Annotated in this window: 13 protein-coding genes and 3 pseudogenes; 9 read left to right on the top strand and 7 right to left on the bottom strand. The window is 67.2% G+C overall.

Annotated features, from left to right (window positions below; genetic code table 11):
• Positions 1-377 precede the first annotated feature (377 nt).
• Together EFK10_RS01585 and EFK10_RS01580 are read left to right on the top strand one after the other, a co-directional pair.
• A pseudogene (locus EFK10_RS01585) lies at positions 378-1,449 on the top strand (integrase core domain-containing protein).
• Positions 1,450-1,470: 21 nt separating this feature from the next.
• Positions 1,471-2,027, top strand: a pseudogene (locus tag EFK10_RS01580) (1-deoxy-D-xylulose-5-phosphate reductoisomerase); the annotation flags it as partial.
• Positions 2,028-2,295: 268 nt separating this feature from the next.
• On the opposite strand, the gene EFK10_RS01575 reads toward EFK10_RS01580, so the two are convergent.
• Positions 2,296-3,459: a mandelate racemase/muconate lactonizing enzyme family protein gene (locus EFK10_RS01575; RefSeq protein ID WP_164835764.1), complete on the bottom strand. Its 1,164-nt coding sequence runs from the start codon at positions 3,457-3,459 to the stop codon at positions 2,296-2,298.
• Positions 3,460-4,060: 601 nt separating this feature from the next.
• Between EFK10_RS01575 and EFK10_RS01570 the strand changes: the two genes are divergently transcribed.
• Entirely contained in the window at positions 4,061-4,708 is a 648-nt protein-coding gene (locus tag EFK10_RS01570; RefSeq protein WP_164835763.1) for a GntR family transcriptional regulator, read from the top strand.
• 398 nt (positions 4,709-5,106) lie between these two features.
• Positions 5,107-5,802: a sulfite exporter TauE/SafE family protein gene (locus EFK10_RS01565; protein ID WP_127353986.1), complete on the top strand. Its 696-nt coding sequence runs from the start codon at positions 5,107-5,109 to the stop codon at positions 5,800-5,802.
• Here the strand turns inward: EFK10_RS01565 and EFK10_RS01560 are convergent.
• The 3 genes from EFK10_RS01560 to EFK10_RS01550 form a co-directional block, all read right to left on the bottom strand.
• Complete coding sequence (locus EFK10_RS01560) at positions 5,786-7,411, bottom strand: IS4 family transposase (RefSeq protein WP_240676918.1); 1,626 nt, start codon at positions 7,409-7,411, stop codon at positions 5,786-5,788. The genes EFK10_RS01565 and EFK10_RS01560 overlap by 17 nt on opposite strands.
• Positions 7,412-7,738: 327 nt before the next feature.
• Entirely contained in the window at positions 7,739-9,124 is a 1,386-nt protein-coding gene (locus EFK10_RS01555; RefSeq protein ID WP_127353984.1) for an SLC13 family permease, read from the bottom strand.
• A 297-nt stretch (positions 9,125-9,421) separates the two neighbouring features.
• Positions 9,422-10,405 carry a hydroxyacid dehydrogenase gene (locus EFK10_RS01550; protein ID WP_407646988.1) on the bottom strand — a complete coding sequence of 328 codons (984 nt, stop codon included), beginning with the start codon at positions 10,403-10,405 and terminating at the stop codon, positions 9,422-9,424.
• Positions 10,406-11,133: 728 nt separating this feature from the next.
• Here EFK10_RS01550 and EFK10_RS01545 point away from each other — a divergent pair.
• Both EFK10_RS01545 and EFK10_RS53020 read left to right on the top strand, forming a co-directional pair.
• Positions 11,134-11,493 (top strand): YidH family protein, encoded by a 360-nt coding sequence (locus tag EFK10_RS01545; RefSeq protein ID WP_240676917.1) that lies wholly within the window; start codon positions 11,134-11,136, stop codon positions 11,491-11,493.
• A complete protein-coding gene (locus EFK10_RS53020; protein WP_127353990.1) occupies positions 11,433-11,774 on the top strand; it encodes a DUF202 domain-containing protein in 342 nt (113 codons plus the stop codon). The genes EFK10_RS01545 and EFK10_RS53020 overlap by 61 nt, the downstream gene beginning before the upstream one ends.
• A 479-nt stretch (positions 11,775-12,253) precedes the next feature.
• On the opposite strand, the pseudogene EFK10_RS01535 reads toward EFK10_RS53020, so the two are convergent.
• A pseudogene (locus tag EFK10_RS01535) lies at positions 12,254-13,141 on the bottom strand (transcriptional regulator); the annotation flags it as partial.
• A 59-nt stretch (positions 13,142-13,200) separates the two neighbouring features.
• Here EFK10_RS01535 and EFK10_RS01530 point away from each other — a divergent pair.
• Positions 13,201-14,424 carry an MFS transporter gene (locus EFK10_RS01530; protein ID WP_127353982.1) on the top strand — a complete coding sequence of 408 codons (1,224 nt, stop codon included), beginning with the start codon at positions 13,201-13,203 and terminating at the stop codon, positions 14,422-14,424.
• A gap of 246 nt (positions 14,425-14,670) precedes the next feature.
• Here the strand turns inward: EFK10_RS01530 and EFK10_RS01525 are convergent, their stop codons facing one another.
• Positions 14,671-15,642: a conjugal transfer protein gene (locus EFK10_RS01525; RefSeq protein WP_164835760.1), complete on the bottom strand. Its 972-nt coding sequence runs from the start codon at positions 15,640-15,642 to the stop codon at positions 14,671-14,673.
• A 45-nt stretch (positions 15,643-15,687) separates the two neighbouring features.
• On the opposite strand from EFK10_RS01525, the gene EFK10_RS01520 reads away from it, so the two are divergent.
• Both EFK10_RS01520 and EFK10_RS01515 read left to right on the top strand, forming a co-directional pair.
• Complete coding sequence (locus EFK10_RS01520; RefSeq protein WP_240676915.1) at positions 15,688-15,981, top strand: transposase; 294 nt, start codon at positions 15,688-15,690, stop codon at positions 15,979-15,981.
• The gene (locus EFK10_RS01515; protein ID WP_164835759.1) at positions 15,974-16,666 is read left to right on the top strand and encodes an IS3 family transposase; all 693 of its coding nucleotides are present in this window, start codon (positions 15,974-15,976) and stop codon (positions 16,664-16,666) included. The genes EFK10_RS01520 and EFK10_RS01515 overlap by 8 nt, the downstream gene beginning before the upstream one ends.
• Here EFK10_RS01515 and EFK10_RS49345 read toward each other — a convergent pair.
• A partial coding sequence (locus tag EFK10_RS49345) for a transposase (RefSeq protein WP_407646987.1) occupies positions 16,614-16,992 on the bottom strand: 379 nt, incomplete at its 5' end. The genes EFK10_RS01515 and EFK10_RS49345 overlap by 53 nt on opposite strands.

The following is a 16,992-nucleotide window of genomic DNA, read 5'->3' as shown; positions in this document are numbered from 1 at the left end:
CGGCAGTACACGGCACGCCCACCGCAGGACCATGATCCACTACAGCAGCGCCAGGGGACCCATCGACCCAGCCCCGAATTAACCACCAAGATCCTGTACGACCCTGGTGGTTAATTGGCGGAGCGTCACGGCAGCGGTCATGGATGCACGGATTCCTGACCGGTTTGTCGGTAATGATGGGCCGCTCGAGACTGGCGACCTTGGACGATTGGCCACGCTGCGCAATTAACCACCAGGGTCCTGTACGTGCCGGAAATTACATCCACGCTGGTCAGAGTCCTGATTCGACGTCAGCAGCCCGCGCCTGAGCGGGGCAGCCTGCCGCGCAGCGAAGAACATCTTGGGCAGACCCCGGTCGACTGTGAAGATGGTCAACTGTGCTGCTGCGACTGCCGTACCTCGCCTTGTCGACCGCCTTCAGCCTCATACGACTGTTGCCGATGAGCGATCGGGCAAAGGATCTGGAAATCCTGGCCCTGCGCCACCAACTCGGCGTACTGCAAAGACAGGTAGACAAGCCAAAGTTGACCTGGCCCGACCGAGCGTTGCTCGCCGCACTGCTGCACCGCCTCCCCCGCGTACAGCTCCGCCAGCTCACCTGATCGTCTCCCCCGACACCGTTCTGCGCTGGCACCGCGACCTCCTGCGCCGCCGACACGCCAAGGCGTCCCGACCCAAACGCCCAGGACGGCCCCGCACCGTCCGCTCCATCCGCGACCTGGTACTACGACTCGTACGAGAGAATCCCGAGTGGGGCTATCGGCGCGTGCACGGCGAACTCACCGCGCTCGGCATCAAGGTCGCCGCCTCCACCGTATGGAGCATCCTCAAGGAACATGGCATCCCGCCCGCAAAACACACCACCTGGGCCACCTTCCTGCGCTCCCAGGCCGAGGCCATCCTGGCCGCCGACTTCTTCGAGACCAAGACCCTCTCCGGCGCGACCCTGACCGTGCTGGCGGTAATCGAACACGCCACCCGCCGCGTGCGGATCCTCGGCACCACGGCACAGACTGGGTCACCCAGGTCGCAAGGAACCTCTCCATGGACATCCAGGACAGCACGGCGAAGATCAAGTACCTGATCCGGGACCGCGACGTCCGCTACCAGGCGGGCTTCGACGCTGTCCTCGCGGCCGAAGGCATCGAGGTCGTGCGGACCGGGGTCAGGATGCCCCGCATGAACGCGATCATGGAGCGCTGGATCCGCTCGTGCAGAACCGAACTCCTCGGCCGAACCTTGATATGGAACCAGGCCCACCTGCTGCACGCCCTGCGCGAGTACGAGACGTACTTCAACCAGCACAGACCCCACCGTACCCTCGCAGGCGCCGCACCGCTGCGCCCGCTACCCGAGCCGATCACCGAACCTGCGCGACTGGCCCGCCTGGATGTCCGGCGACGAGATCGCCTCGGAGGCATCCTGCACGAATACCAACATGCCGCGTGACCAGCACGGACGTGGTTCTCGGCACCTACAGCGTTGGACACGGGCAGCAGGCTGATCCTGGCGAACAAGGAGTCGCTGATCGTCGGCGGACCCTTGGTGAAGAAGCGGGCGACGCCCGGGCAGATCATTCCGGTGGACTCCGAACACTCCGCGATCTTCCAATGCCTGCAGGCCGGCACGAGCGAGGACGTGAGGAGGCTGGTGGTCACAGCCAGCGGCGGACCGTTCCGGGGCCGCACCCGCACGCAGATGGCCGACGTCACCCCGCAGGAGGCCCTCGCCCATCCGGTGTGGAACATGGGGCCGTTCATCACGGTCAACTGCGCGAACCTGGTCAACAAGGGCCTGGAAGTCATCGAAGCCCACCTGCTGTTCGACATCCCCATCGACCGGATCGACGTCGTGGTCCACCCCCAGGTGATCGTCCACTCGAGGTCGAGTTCCGCGACGGCTCCACCATCGTCCAACTCGCGCCGCCGGACATCCGGATGGCCTTGGCGCTGGGCATGAGCTGGCCCGCGCGCCTCGATGACGCCGCGCCCGCCTGCGACTGGTCCCGCGCGTCCACGTGGGAGTTCCAGTGTCTGCATTTTCAGGTTCCCTGCCGTTGACCATCCCCCCGGCCGGGGGGGGTACAGACAAGCGTTTGTCTGCACCCCACGGCCGCGATCACGAAACCGCAGGCGGACAGTGCCGACAACCCACCAGCGCCGGACATCGGCACCGGTGCCCGGTCTGCCCGCCGGATACCGGGACACATTCATCGGCTGCGCGCGAGAACCGGGCATGCAGCACGGAAGTGAGAGGTGTTCAACCTGCCAGGCGCACCGGCAGCGTGGGGCGAACTCAGCCGACGGACTCCTTCAGGTGTTCCTCCGACGACTGCGTGTACCTGTCGACCATGGCGCCGTCGAGTTCGATACCGAGTCCCGGTCCGTCGGGGAGCCGGATCATGCCCGCGCTCGGGGTGGGCGGGTCGACCGCGAGGGGATCACGCAGCGGGTTGTCCCGAATGTCGTACTCAATGTTCCGGACGGCCGGTACGCAGGCGGCGAGCTGGAGCGTCGCGGCGAACGCGATGGCTCCGCCATAGAGGTGGGGCAGGACCGGCTTGCGGAACGCGTCGGCGACCTGGCAGATGGACAACGTCTCGGTGAGACCGCCAGTCTTCGCGATGTCGGGCTGCAGGATCGCGACTGCCGGCGAGAGCGCGTACCGGGCGAACTCCTCACGCCCGTACATGTTCTCCCCGGTCGCGATGGTCAGACCGGTGCGCCGGTGAAGCTCCTCGATGTCTTCGAGCCGGTTGCCACGAAGGGGCTCCTCGATCCATGCCACGTCGAAGGCCTTGAGGAGCGCCGCCATCTTGGTCGCCTCGCCCACGCTCCACGCCTGGTTGGCGTCGGCGTAGAGAGTGATGTCGGCCCCGGCCGCCTCCCGAATCTCCGTGAGGATGCTCTCGTCTCTCTCGCGTCCGAAGCCGAGCTTCACCTTGACAGCCGTGTGCTTCTCGGCGGCGCGCATCGCGAACTGCTCGGCCACCGAGGCCGGACCGAAGCTGCTCGCGTACACCGGCGACTGCTCGCGGACCCGACCGCCGATCAGGGCGGAGACCGGAACCCCCTGGTCCTTGCCGCGAAGGTCCCACAGCGCCATGTCCACCGCACTGATCGCCTGCATGATCGGGCCCGGGGCGCCCCACTGGCGGCCCAACGGCTCCAGCTCTTTGGTCAGCGTGCGATGGATGTCGGTGATGTGGCGGGCCGTGCGGCCGACAACCAGGGGAAACACACCCTCACGCAGGGTCGCGACCCGCTCCGCGGCAGCCCAGGCGGGATAGTTGGTCCAGCTCTCCCCATGACCTATACGACCGTCATCGGTCTGCAGTTCGACCATCACCATCGACCGGTGCCTGAGCGGTGCGAACGACATGGCCACGCCGTCGCCGGTGGGCGCACGGAGGACCTTCAGCCGAGCCGACACGATGGTGTCCGAGTGACCGGTCGTCATGACTGTCCTCCGTTCGAGATCGTCATCACTGCGGGGATCCGCAGCCATGAATCGGGATTCCGGTGAGTCCTGTTGATACTCAAGTCAGTACTCCTTCGACTGTGGCGTGTCACCATCGACCAACGATCTGCACATTACATGCAAATGCCAAATTCATGTAGTGGTGGATTTCCTTCCCGTGCCCTGTGCGCACTTCGACCCGACGAGGTGAGTCGCGATCACGTGATATCGGTCACTGTCCGTCGTGATTCGGGGTAAGCTGTTGACGCGTCGAAAAGAAATCTGCATAATGCATGTAATACTGCAGTGCAGGCGGCGCGGTGCCTGCTAGCTCATGCGTGCACCTGGGGGTAGTCGTGCCTCCCTGCTTCGACGGGACGTTCCGAGGTGGTACTAGTGATGCGGAGGGGCCGCGCGTGAGTGCGCTGTCGGCCCGGCCTTCCACAGCAAGGTCGCGGATCTCCTGCCGTACCGCAGGTGCGGAGGCGGGTCGCGGAGCACACCGGCTGGCCCCGACGACAGCCGGCCGAGGGCCGTTCCATTGGGCGAGGCAAGGGCGCCGTACCCGCATAATTTCAGGGTGGATGTCTCCATGTCATCGATGATCAACATTGAACCGGCGCAGCGCATCGCGGACTCCGTGTTCCGCGGTCTGCGGGAGGCGGTGCTCAACGGGGTGATCGCGCCAGGCAGCAAGCTCAGTGTGCCCGCGCTGGCCGAGCAGCTCGACGTGAGCCGCAGCCCGGTGCGTGAGGCCGTGGCACGCCTGATCTCCGACGGACTCGCGGTCGAGACTCCACGGCGCGGGGCAGTCGTCGCGACGATCACGCCGGTCGAGCTGGCCGAGCTGTACGAAGTCCGCTGTGTTCTGGAGGGCGTCGTGGCCCGCCTCGCGGTCGAACGTGGCAGCCCCGGGCTCGCCGACGAGCTCGACGAGATCCTGGCCGCCCACCGCGCCGCCCTCGACGCGCAGGACACTTCCGCCGTACAGCACTGCGACGAGACCTTCCACATAGCGTTGCGGGAGGCGTCCGGTCACAGCTACGCCATCCGTCTCCTGGACCAGATCCAGTCTTTCGTCAGACTCGGCATGCGCACGACCATGGTGTTCGGGGGGCTCGAACCCGCCTGGCAAGACCATCGCAACATCGCCGCGGCGGTCCGGCTCGCTGACGCCGAACTGGCCGAGCGCCGCGCCCGTGACCACATCGTCCGGCTGCGTGATTCGCTGCGCGAACGGTCCGTCTGACCTTCTGGGGCGGCGGGACTCCACGACGCCTCCTGAGGATCGTACGGCTGTCCTGTATCGGCGCGTGGACTCGTTGTTCTGTCTCTTCCGGCCTGCTGAATCTGGCATCCCCTCGTCCTGGAGTTCCATTTCTGCATTTTGCATGCGGAATATCCAATTCGGAGTCGGGCGTCAGACGCCTACTCCCACCTCGGCTTCTGCGCCACCGCTAGAAAGGGGACTCGTGAACCGGGCCACCGAAACAACGCGCGACAAGGTTCCCGGGGTGACAGCGGCGGACCGGTCGCTCCCGGCCTCGAAGGCGAGGCCGCGGTGATCGCCCTGGAGCGGGCCACCCACCTCCCGCGCTTCGGCGCCTCGGAAGGTGGGTCGTGACACTGGGCCTGACGGCTGCGGCCATGTTCCTCGCGTCGGTGATCGGCGGAACCACCGGATTCGCGACCGCGCTGGTGGCCACGCCTCTCCTCCTCCTGGCCGGCATGGAAGTCTCGCAGGTCGTGGTCGTCAATCTCCTGTCCACCCTGTCCACCCGCGTCACCACTCTGATACGGCTCCGGACTCTGGTCGACCGGCGGTCGGTGGCCCTACTCGTGGCGGGCAGTACGCCTGGTGCGGTCGCGGGCGCTGTCACCGCCGGCTGGCTCGACCAGCATGTCCTGAAGTTGGGAGCCGGTGTTTTCATCGCGCTGGCGGGCCTCTTCCTTCTTCTCTACCGGCCGCGGAACCGCCGCAGCCCAGGCGCGGCCACCTATGCGGCGGCAGGGCTCTTCAGCGGATACCTTTCGACGTCGATCTCGCTCAGCGGACCTCCGGTGGCCGCTCTGCTGACCCACTCACCGCGCACGCCCGACCAGTTCATCGCCGATTTCGCCGGCTACTTCGTCGCCACCAACGCGATCTCTATCGCGCTGCTGAGTTTTCACGGGTCCATTCCGGCCGCAGTTCTGTGGCCGGCGTTGCCACTGCTCATCGCCGCGGCGCTGGCAGGAAATCACATCGGTACACGGTTGGGTCGGATCATCCCACAGCAGGTCTTCCAGACGGCCGTCAAATTGCTGATCATCGTGTCCGGAGTAGTCACAGCACTGGCCTGACCTGACCGTGTACGCCAATCCGAAGTCGCCGAGGCACAGTCGCGCGGGCCAGGCCGAGCCCCGGGGGCACTGCCCTTAACTTAAGGATCTTCAGGCTGCTTTGTGTAGATTCGACTCGGCGATGATGATCGTGTAGATGGCCTCGTGGGTGTGGCTGGTGCGGCGCTCCTCGGTGGTGCGGGGGCTGGTGCGGTTGCGGCCGGTGCGGTTGCGCGGTTGGGTGGCGATGCCGCTGGTCAGCGCCGTGAGCGGGTCGGCCTGGTCGCTGGGGCGGTGGCCGCAGTGGTGGCACGGGGTATCGGCGTCCAGGCGGGCGCGGGTCAGACGCAGGACGGCGACGAAGGCGATCTCGTCGGGGTCGATGCCTTCCAGTGCGGCGACGTGGGCAGCCAGGTCGCACAGCGCGTTGTAGACGATCAGAAAAGGCCCAGATCTCCTGGCGGGCCAGCTCGGGCGAGCGCCCGCGCACGACCACGCCGGGACCGCGCAGCTGCTGCTTGAGGCGGAGATAGGTGATCTCCACTTGCCAGCGTTCACTGTAGATCTTGGCCAACTCCCGGGCTGGGAAGGCCCGATGGTCGAGCAGGGTGGTCAGCAGGCGGATCCGGCTGGTGCGTCGACGCCCGCGCAGATCGGTGACCGCCACATCGAACTCCACCAACCGGGCCACCGTGTCCGGCAACCGCTCGGCGTGCGCCTGGCCGCTGTCCTTGCGGCGCCTGGCGCGCATGTTGTCCGACTCGCGCAGGCGCACCAGGTGCGAACCGTCCGGCAGCCGCTCGATGAGTTTGGCGGGCAGGCTGTGCTTGCCGTTCTTCACCCGCCAGGCCAGCTGTGCGCCGGTAGCGGTGAACCGCAGCCAGCGGTCCATGCTGAAGAAGTTGCGGTCGGCCAGGTTCAGCGTGCCCGGAGCCAGATAGGCGTCCAGGCGGTCCGTCAGCTCCTGCTCACTGGTGTGGTACGAGCCGATGGCCGCGGCCCGCACGCGCCGATCGCCGCAGGTCACCAGGGTGACAATGCGGGCCAGCGGACGCGGACCACCGGTGGGCCGGCCGAACTGCTCGACCAGGACGTCCTCGGCGGGCGGCTCCATGGTGGTGCCGTCGAACGCGGTCAGCAGCAGGCCGAACAGGCACCCGCCGATCCCCGGCACGGGCCCACCACCCGCATCCGCTTCGAACAGATGCCGCATCGAATCCTCACCCAGCCGGACCCGGGACTTGGACAGTGCCGCGCCCGTCGGCACCGGGCCCGCCAACGCCGCCGCCCCGCCCAGCAGCGGCACAGTCCGACCCAGAACCGAGTCGTAGCCCTCCCCGCTGAACAGACACAGTCCCAGCACCGCGTGCACCGTGACCTCGCCGGTCAGCACCCGCCGACGCCGGTCCACGTGCCCGGCCCCATCCAGCGCCGCCCGCACCCCGGCCGGATCCACCAGGCCCGCCAGCAGCCGCGAACGCCCCTCGGCATCCAACACCTCACGCCCCGAGGCAGGACCGGCCAGCGCCGCGTCCCGCAGCAGCCCTCGGCCCTCCTCGGTCGCGAACGCGGCAGACCAGGCGACCGGACCGCCCATCGACTCCTCAGCCGCGGACATGGCAGACTGCACGAACAACGGAGCTCCTGTGTATGGACCATGTTTCTAGACAACTCATGTCCTACCAGGAGCTTCGTTGCATCCGGCGACCCGCCCAGATCGTAATCAAGCCGCAACCGCCGACCGACGAACACCCCGAAAAATCACCAAACTGCCCTTAAGTTAAGGGCAGTGGCCCCGGGGGCGGTCCTCTCTCTTTCCCCTTCGATGTCGGTCCACCGGAGGGTCGCCACCGCGGCGGCGACGCAACGCGACTGCCCGCCTGCCTCGACAGTCGGTCGAGGCAGGCGGGCAGCAGCTTCTGTCAGACGCGAACCCTCCGGCCCGGACGCGTCGATCTCACGCCGACGCGAGCAGCGGCATGATCCATCCGACCGTGGGCACGGCCAGCACCAGGGCAATCGTCCAGACGAGAAGTTTCCGGAAGAGCACCTGCTGTTGATTCTCGGGTGTGGTGGCGATCACGAGGCCACCACTGAGGTGATAAGGACTCGTGCTGACGCAGACAATGGCCCAGGAGAACTGGCAGACGAACAGCAGCAGCGCAGTTCCGTCCATCCCCGGCAGGGTGCGCAGTGCGAGCGCGACGACGAGACCCAGCACGGCGACGGCCGACGGTTCCAGGGTGGCAAACAGGGCTCCCACCAGACTGATCGCCAGGAGGGTGAGAGCCTGATTCCCGACGCCACCCAAATGGTCCGCGATGGTCTTGAACGTGCCAATTTCCTCCAGCAGTCCGACGTACAGCAGCACACCCGCGACGGTGAGGACCACACCCCAGGGAAGGCTCCGGATGACCTCCTTCTCGTCCGGGCGGATGATGAGCTGGATGACGGTAGCCAGAGCGAAGGCCAAAAGTCCGACGTCGACGGAGGAGAACACCAGGACGCTGGTCACAAACGCGACGATCGCCAGCACCGAGACGATCTGATAGAGACGGTTTCCGTCGGCCGCCTGGGTGGTCTGCGCCGGTGGGGCGTCCCTGACGGCCACCGCGGTCCCGCCACCGGATTCGTCGGGGAACGCCTTGCCCGCGGTCGCGTTCGCGCCTCGGGCCTCATCCTCCGGCGAACAGCCCTTGGGCATGTCTGCGGCTGGTGGCGCGCTGGAGGCCGCGCGGACGAGCCGGATTCCGCCGAAGACGATGAAGGCGACGACGGCCACCAACAGGTTCAGGCCGAGCTCCAGGCCGAACAGCGCCGACGCCGAAATCGACCGGCCGGCATGTTCGACCGTCGATGTGAGCAACTGCGACCAGACGCTGAGCGGAGAGAAGCCGCCCCCCATTCCGCCGCTGATGGTCACCGTTCCCATCAGCACCGGGCTGATGCCCCGCAACTGAGCGGTGCGCATGGCGACGGGAATCGTGATGGCCAGCGAGGCCGCAGGCAGCACGCCGATCGCGCTGAGGGACGCAGCAATCAGGAACATGATCCACGGCAGGGCCCAGTCGCGGCGCCCTGTCATTCTGACCGCCCAATTGATGATCCTGTCGATGGCTCCACTGCGCTGGGCATGTCCGAACAGGAATGTCACACCGAGCATGAGAATGACGAGGCTCGACGGAAAGTAGGCGAACACCTTGGCGGCAGGAACCTTGGCCGCGAGCATCAGGATGAAACTGGCCGCGATAGTGGCCATGCCGATGTTCATGTGCCGCCAGATCGCGACAGCGAAGGTCACGACAAGCAGAATGAGCGAAAATATCTGAATGAGTGACAACATTGTCCCCTTTCAGGAGTCATTCAGGTGATCTGTGCGAGTTCTCTTAAGGGGTTTCGAACGGCATGACAGCCGAGGGGGCTTGGCACCGTTCCGGTCTTGCATCGCCTGGGGCGTCCTCAGGCTTGTGCCGACCGCTGGGAAGGATCCGGCGGTATCAGGTGCGTACGCTGTCGGACCGCAAGCCCTCTTCATGCCCAGGCGCACTCGGGGCTGCTTGACGGTGCGACGAGAGCACCTACGTCACGCCGCGGGGCAGACGGGTGCGTCAAGATACTTCGGACGCGTCCCGTCAGGTGTTCACCTCGTACCCAAGCGGCCGCGACGGACCTCACCGACCATCGAGCGTGCCTCGTTGCCGCTGAGTACGGCGTCGAGGTCCGCGGCAAGCACCTCAAGAATCAGCCTCTGGCTCTCACGAGTGATGCCGGCGACATGCGGGGTGAGGATCGTATTGGGAAGCCTTTCGAGACGGCCCGGTGTCGGCGGCTCCGTAATCCGGACGTCCAGCGCGGCTCCGCCAAGCCGTCCCGCCTCAAGGGCGTCGGCCAGCGCCTCCTCATCGACGATCTCCCCACGGCCGACGTTGATGAGCAGGGTACCTATCGCCATCTGCGCCAGCAGCTCTTCTCCCACGAATGCGTGTGTCTCGGGAGTGGCGGGGAGGTGGCAGGAGATCACATCCGCCGACGCGACGACCTCAGCCAGCGGAGCGATCCGGATTCCCGCCTCGGCCATGGCGGGGGAGCTGGGATCGACGTACGGATCGTAGGCGATCACCTGCATCCCCAGAGCTCTGGCCAGCCGCGCACACTCACGGGCGGTCGCACCGGCGCCCAGAAGTCCCCATGTACCTCCCCAAAGCTCGCGGCCGGGTGTCCGGTTCCAGCCACCGGCACGGACATCACGATCCCGCTCGACGGTGCGCCTGGCGAGGGCGAGCGCGAGTCCCAGCGTGTGCTCGGCGACACTGCGCGCATTGGCGCCTCGCGGGGCCGTAACCACAACACCGGCGGCGTCCGCGGCAGGGACATCGATGTTATCGAGGCCAACACCGGCCCGAGCCACGATGCGCAGGTGCGGGCACGCTCGGATCAGTTCCGCGTCGACTTGCGTGCGGTTGCGTACAACCAGCGCCTGGACCTTCGCGGCCTCTCGGAGTATTGCGCTGCGGTCGCTCCACAGTTCGGGCGCGTGCGTGACTTGCCAACGCTCTCCGAGTTCGCGCAGCGGTTCACCCCACACGTCCTCGGTTATCAAGATGCTCACTCGTGGTACTTCCATTCCATCTCGAACGTCACGCATCTGTGGCGTTGGCGGCTCTGATCACGCGCAGGGTCACTTACCCGGCCCGCTCCCTTGATGGGGTCTGGTCTGGCAGAACAAGCCGGATCTCGGTGGCCGGCCGACTAACTGCAATCCTGCGCCCGCCCCGGCGGATGAGGATCTTGGACATCGGCGCCCGCGCTGGACCGAGCACCGCTGCTCGCTCTTCACCTGCCGGAAGTTGCAGCCCGAGGTCCGGCAAGGGTCGGCGACTCGCTGGCTCACATCTCCCTTCGGGCGCTACGCCGAGGCGCACCCGACGACCTCCAGGCGGCGATGCGCAAGCGACGACCACCGCGATTACTACATGCAGTATGCAGGCTGGCAGGGCGGCGTCAATAGATGCTGCCCTCGAGCGCCACACCCGGTGCGATTACATGTAACATGCTATAAAGATGCGAAGTTGGCCAACGACAGACTTGAGTGATGCCCCTATGCGGTACGCGCAGCGACTCTGGAGCCCCCTGCGGGCCGCTTGCCTGCGCGGTGAATGTCAGCGCCTGCGCTCACGCGTCGGTTCCCGCAGTCATGCGGTGGGGTCGCGCTGTGTCGGCGGGTCGGCTGGTTCTGGGTGCCGCCCCCGTCTGCTGTCGCCGCCCCCGAAATTTCAGGCGGCGGCGGACGCTGCGACCTGGACCGGGCCCGCAGAAGGCATCGCTTCGAAAGCCCACGAAAGGAATTAAGGCGTGATACGGCACGCAAAATGGAATCAAGAGGGCCAAGAGCCGGACTACCGTTTCACGCTCGCCAACGAACGGACGTTTCTGGCGTGGCTGCGGACCAGCCTTGCGCTGATTGCCGGAGCGTTGGCGATCGTGCAGTTCGGCTCAGTGGAATCGGACGCCTGGCTCCGCGTACTCGCACTGCTGCTTGCCATCAGCGGTACGCTTCTCGCCAGCCTCGCACGGAAGCGCTGGGCTCAGGTGCAGAGGGCGATGCGCAATCAACAGCCCTTGCCGACGCCCTGGATCACGTCCCTAACGGGATGGTCGGCCGCGGCGGTCGGGGTCGTTATCGTAGTAATCGTGGCCCAGGTTCGGTCGTGATCGATCGAGATCCGGGACTGCAGCCCGAGCGAACCACACTCTCGTGGCGGCGGACGACGCTCTCGGCCGCGGTTACCATGCTCACGCTTATCAGGGCCGGGATCATCTTCGGTTTTCCGGTGATTGTCGTCGCATCCGCACTCTCTTTTACTGCATTCGCCGGGGCTGCACAGGCCCGAGTAATCGACCCGAGTTCCGGCGTGCGGATATCGGTGGCCGCGACAAGCGTTACAGTGACCGGAATCCTGGCTCTGCTGCTCACCGCGGCAGTACTCTTCTGAAGTGATTGCGGAAATACGACAGCGGTGCGTTGAAGTCTTTCCGACGAAAAACTCGGCGTTGAGCCCTGCCATGCAGGTGCGCTGACAGGCCCGTCGAACTGGCTGCAACGCAAGATCGTCGACAGCCCGCATTCGTCAGACGCCATCTCGGTCCTGGCTGCGATCTCTCGGTTTCGGGACAGTGGTTGTGAGAGGCAGTTGATCGTGGGTGTGTTGTTGCTGGTCAGTGCCACATTGGTGCGACGGCCAGGGGCAGTTCCAGTCCTCATCGATGGCGGCGACCTGCTTCGTGGAGGTCTTCGGCCCGTTCGGGGTCTTTGCCGAGGCCGCGCGTCCTGCGGAGGTTGGCCATGTGCTGCCCGATGCCCGATGGGCACCGGTTCGTTGCCGTCCTCGCCCGTACGGCGTCCTGACGCGGGGCCAGGTGTCTGTGTGCACGCCGGTAGCTGCGAAACGCGGAGAGCTTCGTCTCCCACACCGATCAGGCGGGCGTCGAGCAGGACCTTCAGGTGGCGGCCCACCGACCCCAGTCCCTGCCCGGTCAGAGCTACCAACTGCGTCGTGCTCATCGGGGTGGCGAGCAGCACCAGCACACCCGCACGTGCGGTACCGAGCAGTGCGCCCAGGCTCTCCGGCACCGGAGTCCGCTCCACCTCAGCCAGCACACCCGAGCACGGATACACGATGGCGTAGCGGTGCGGCGCGTCCCATGAGACCCAGCCGGTACGCGGGGTGACGGGGATGAAGAACAATCGCGCTCCGGAAAGCGCACGCGGCGGGTAGTCACGCGTATTGACCTGCAGTCTGCTGCCGCCCAGCCAGCGCGTTCCCGGGCCCATGCCGTCCAGTGCCGACGCCCAGCCGCCCTGGCTCAACTGCCGGGTGCGCGCGATGACATCGGCTTCGATGATCTGGCGGCGCCGCCCCCAGTAGGGAAGTACCGTCTGTGTCCACACCCATTCCAGCAGCCCGGCGGCTCGCTCGGGCAGGTCCCACCGGTCCAGCAGGTCGGGGAGTGGGCCGTTCAGTGACACGGTCATGTGGTCGCGGGCTGCCGCGGCCGGTGTCTCACGTATCCGGGCCAGTTCATCGGCGAAGGCCGGTTCCCCCTCACCGGCTGGCGTGGGGGTGAGGAAGTCGGCGTTCCAACTGCCCCCGAGGCCGGCCCGGACGAGCAGCGCGGTGGCCGGGTCATCGGCCAGTCTCGCCCGGTAGGCGGGGCGGTGGGCGTCGAGCCAGGCGCGCTCACCGGAATGCGCTGCCGCCCCCAGTTCCAGGGCTTTCAGGCTGGCGATCGTCTCGGCCAGGGGGGAGAGGACGAAACGGCTGCCCGCCAGCGTGTCCGCGTCGATCTGCCACCACCCCATGGTTTCGCCTCCCCGCGAAACTTTAACGGCCCGCTCGCACATCCCATGAGACTCCAGCCATGCGGACCTACCGAGAACTCTTCCGGACCCCGGAGTTCACCCCGTTCTTCCTGACCACCTCCATGCAGGTGGCCGCGCAGACCGTGAGCGGACTCGCCCTGGGCACACTGATCTTCGAAGCGACCAGCTCACCGCTGCTGTCCGCACTTGCCATGTTCGGTCCTTCGCTGGCCCAGGTGCTGGGTGCGACCACGCTCCTGTCGGCTGCCGACCGGCTGCCTTCTCGCGCGGCGATGGCAGGCCTGGCGCTCCTCTTCGCCTTCGGTACCGCCGCACAGGCCCTCCCGGGTCTGCCCGTGTGGGCCGTCTTCGCGCTGGTCCTCAGTCTCGGGGTGGCGGCCTCGCTGGGCGGCGGAGTGCGCTACGGACTGCTCAGCCAGATTCTCGCCAAGGAGGGTTACCTGATCGGCCGCTCCGTACTCAACATGGCCGCGGGCACAATGCAGATCTGCGGATTCGCGATCGGCGGCCTGCTGCTGACCGCCCTGTCACCTCGGGGCACGCTGCTCACCGGCGCTGCCCTGTACGGCACCGCCGCGGTGATCGCCCGCTGCGGACTCACCCGACGAGCTGCCCGCGCCGCCGGACGGCCCTCGGTCAGCGAGACGTGGCGGAACAACGCCCTGCTGTGGTCCTCCCGGCCCCGCCGCTACGTCTACCTGGCGCTCTGGGTGCCCAATGGTCTGATCGTCGGCTGCGAGTCGCTGTATGTCCCCTACGCTCCCGAGCACGCCGGGCTCCTCTTCGCCTTCGCGGCACTGGGCATGCTGGCCGGCGACACCCTGACCGGCCGATTTATCGGCCCGCGCCGGCGAGAGCGGCTCGGCGCGCCACTGCGCCTTCTGCTCGCCGCCCCCTACCTGATTTTCGCGCTGCAGCCGGCGCTGCCGCTCGCGGTCGCCGCCGTCGTACTCGCCTCGGTCGGATACTCGGCGAGCCTGCTGCTTCAGGAGCGCCTGATGGTACTGACTCCGGAGAACCTGAGCGGCCACGCCCTCGGACTGCATTCATCCGGGATGCTCACCATGCAGGGGGTGGGTGCGGCTCTCGCGGGTGCCGTCGCCCAGTGGACATCCCCGCCGATCGCGATGGCGCTGATGGCCCTGGCCTCCGTCGCGGTCACCTTGAGCCTCGCACCGGGCCTGCGGCCCGAGCGGACGGTGCCGGACTCCGGACCTTCCCGCGACAGGGCAGCACCAGAACCCCATTCGGCCGTCGATTGATCAGACCGTTTCGGCGGCCGCTGTGCCGGTGCCGCCCACAACGGTTCAGTGATGATCTGCGGGTTTTTGCCGGGGGTGGTTCGGCATGGTGGTGTCAGTGGGGTGGGTGTCGGGTTTCTGCTGGTCGGCTGGGTTGTCATGAGGGAGCCGGGTGGTGACGTGGATGCCGGTCCGGGGGTGACGTTTTTGGTGTCTGTGCGGGTCAGTTGGTTGCCGGTTGGTACAGGGGGAGTGCGTCGCCGCTGGTCACAGCTGCGCGAGTGTCGCGGTCGCCGTGGCCATGGCCGCGGCTGGCGAACACCCTCGCCCCGGGTGCTCGCCGGCCAGGACGACGAGTAAGAAGCGACCTGGCGCGAGCGCGCGTTGAACGCCGAGGACGGCCTCAAGGCCGCCCACGCCGAGATCACCTCCAGCGAATCCCCCAACCGCCGTGGCCGTGATGCTGCTGGGAGCGGGCGCTGCCTTCGCGGTGGCGGTCTTCGTCGGCGCGCCGGCCTGAAGGGCGGTGACTTCCCACCGGCCCGAGCGGGCGGTCATCGTCAGGGTGTAGACCAGCGGCCACCGGCCGCCTGCGGTGTCCGTGGCGGTGACATGGGCCTGAACCCGCACCGTCGTGCCATCGCTCGGTACCGAACCGCCGGCGACATCGGAGTCGGCGGCGGCCTGGTCGAGGGTCACCGACGTGTAGCCGGACCCGCGCACCGCGGTCAGCTCGGTGCCGGGGGAGAGGTAGCGGTCGACCTCGCCGACGCCGGTGAGGTAGGCGTCGAAGAACTCGCCCAGCGACGACACCACACCGCCGTCGGCGGGCAGCGGATTCGTCAGCGGCGAATCGGCCGCTGTGGCCGTGCCGGGGCCGGCGATCTCGGCGGGGGTCGCGGTCACCGTGAACGCGCCCGTCCCGCCCGCGGTGTCCGACGCGATCACCGGGACGGCGAAGTACCGCACGACCGTCCGCGCATCCGCGTCCGCAGCCGAGGGCGACGACGCACCGCTGCTGTCGTTACGGACGGTGAACTGCGCAGCGACGACGACCGACCAGCTGCCGTCACTCAGCCGCGCGCTGCGCACCGCCATGGTGCGCAGCAGCGACTGCGCAGCCGCGCTTGCGGACCGGGTCGGTAGATCGACGGAGGGCGCGAGCGCGTGGACGGCTTGCGCAGTCGTGCTGTCGGCGTGGGTGGCGTCGCTGCGCAGCCACAGATCGCAGATGAGCATCCCCTCGTACCGTAGAGGCCGTGACTGAAGGGAAAGTCGGGAGTCATGGCGGAGAGTAGGCGGAAGTTCGACGCGGAGTTCCGTGAGGGGGTTGTGCGGATCGTGACCGAGACCGGCAAGTCGGCCGCAGAGGTCGCGCGGGATCTCGGGATCAACGAGACCACCCTGGCCAGCTGGGTGTCCCGGGCCAGGAAGGCCGGCGGGGACGGGACATTGGGCGCGGGTCCGAGCGCGAGGAGCTGCTGCGGCTGCGGCGGCAGGACACGGAGAAGACCAAGCAGATCAAGCAGCTGGAGATGGAGCGCGATGTCCTCAAACGCTGCATGGTCCTTTGGGTGAAGTAGCTGAGGCGGACCCGGCGGTACTCGCCGGGGTGATCAGCGACCAGAGGACCGAGCACGGCATCCCGCACGCGGTCTCCTGCCGCGCTCTCGGTGTGTCCGAGGCGTGGTACTACAAGTGGCGCAACCGGTCGGCCAATCCGACGAACCGCGAGGTCAGGCGTGCCGCACTCACGGAGAGGATCAAGCACTTCTTCGACGCGTCCGGCGGCACGTACGGCTCGCCGCGGATCACCCTGGACCTGTGGGCGGAAGGCTGGAAGGTGTCCGTGAATACCGTCGCCGAGATCATGGCCGAACTCGGCCTGTACGGGCGCGAACCGAAGAAGCGCAGGTCGCTGACCCGGCAGGGCAAGCGGCCGGCTGCCCGCGACCTGGTGTGGCGTCACTTCGACGCCGTTGCACCCGACCTGCTCTGGGTCGGCGATATGACCGAGATCGACACAGGTGAGGGCAAGCTGTACCTGGCAACGGTGATCGACCTGTTCTCGCGCCGCCTGCTCGGCTATGCGATGGGCGAGCGCCACGACGCGGCCCTGGTCAGCGCGTCGCTGCGGATGGCGGCCGCGACGCGGGGCGGCACCGTGGACGGGGTGATCTTCCACAGCGACCGCGGGAGCGAGCCCGGACTCAACCGGTCGTTGCAACACCGGCCTGTTGGAACAAGAGTAGATGCTCGTTGAGGGCTTCGGTGGGTGTCTTCCAGCCGAGGGTTTTGCGGGGCCTGTTGTTGAGGGCGAGAGCAACGGCCTCGATCTCATCGGGCTCCCATCGCGAGAGGTCGGTGCCCTTGGGGAAGTACTGACGAAGGAGTCCGTTCGTGTTCTCGTTGGTGTAGCGTCCCGACGCGGTCGGTGAAAGGTTCGGTCCCACGCCCCCAGCGTGGCGAAACCACCGTGTCCCTACCGCGGGCGACACTCCGGCTTCGACCGCTGCTTCCTCCGAACGGAGCCCCCGGGCGATCGCAGCCCAGAAGCGCAGACGATCCTCGCGCCACGCAACCGTCGGC

Source organism: Streptomyces soli (assembly GCF_003999195.1).
Classification (GTDB): domain Bacteria; phylum Actinomycetota; class Actinomycetes; order Streptomycetales; family Streptomycetaceae; genus Actinacidiphila; species Actinacidiphila soli.
This window is presented reverse-complemented; position numbering and strand designations above follow the sequence as displayed.

Bases quoted from the DNA above. Each gene is read 5' to 3' on its own strand.
- EFK10_RS01575 (WP_164835764.1), bottom strand. From the start codon at position 3,459: ATGACGACCGGTCACTCGGACACCATCGTGTCGGCTCGGCTGAAGGTC.
- EFK10_RS01570 (WP_164835763.1), top strand. From the start codon at position 4,061: ATGATCAACATTGAACCGGCGCAGCGCATCGCGGACTCCGTGTTCCGC.
- EFK10_RS01565 (WP_127353986.1), top strand. From the start codon at position 5,107: ATGTTCCTCGCGTCGGTGATCGGCGGAACCACCGGATTCGCGACCGCG.
- EFK10_RS01555 (WP_127353984.1), bottom strand. From the start codon at position 9,124: ATGTTGTCACTCATTCAGATATTTTCGCTCATTCTGCTTGTCGTGACC.
- EFK10_RS01550 (WP_407646988.1), bottom strand. From the start codon at position 10,405: ATGGAAGTACCACGAGTGAGCATCTTGATAACCGAGGACGTGTGGGGT.
- EFK10_RS53020 (WP_127353990.1), top strand. From the start codon at position 11,433: ATGGTCGGCCGCGGCGGTCGGGGTCGTTATCGTAGTAATCGTGGCCCA.
- EFK10_RS01530 (WP_127353982.1), top strand. From the start codon at position 13,201: ATGCGGACCTACCGAGAACTCTTCCGGACCCCGGAGTTCACCCCGTTC.
- EFK10_RS01525 (WP_164835760.1), bottom strand. From the start codon at position 15,642: ATGCTCATCTGCGATCTGTGGCTGCGCAGCGACGCCACCCACGCCGAC.
- EFK10_RS01520 (WP_240676915.1), top strand. From the start codon at position 15,688: ATGGCGGAGAGTAGGCGGAAGTTCGACGCGGAGTTCCGTGAGGGGGTT.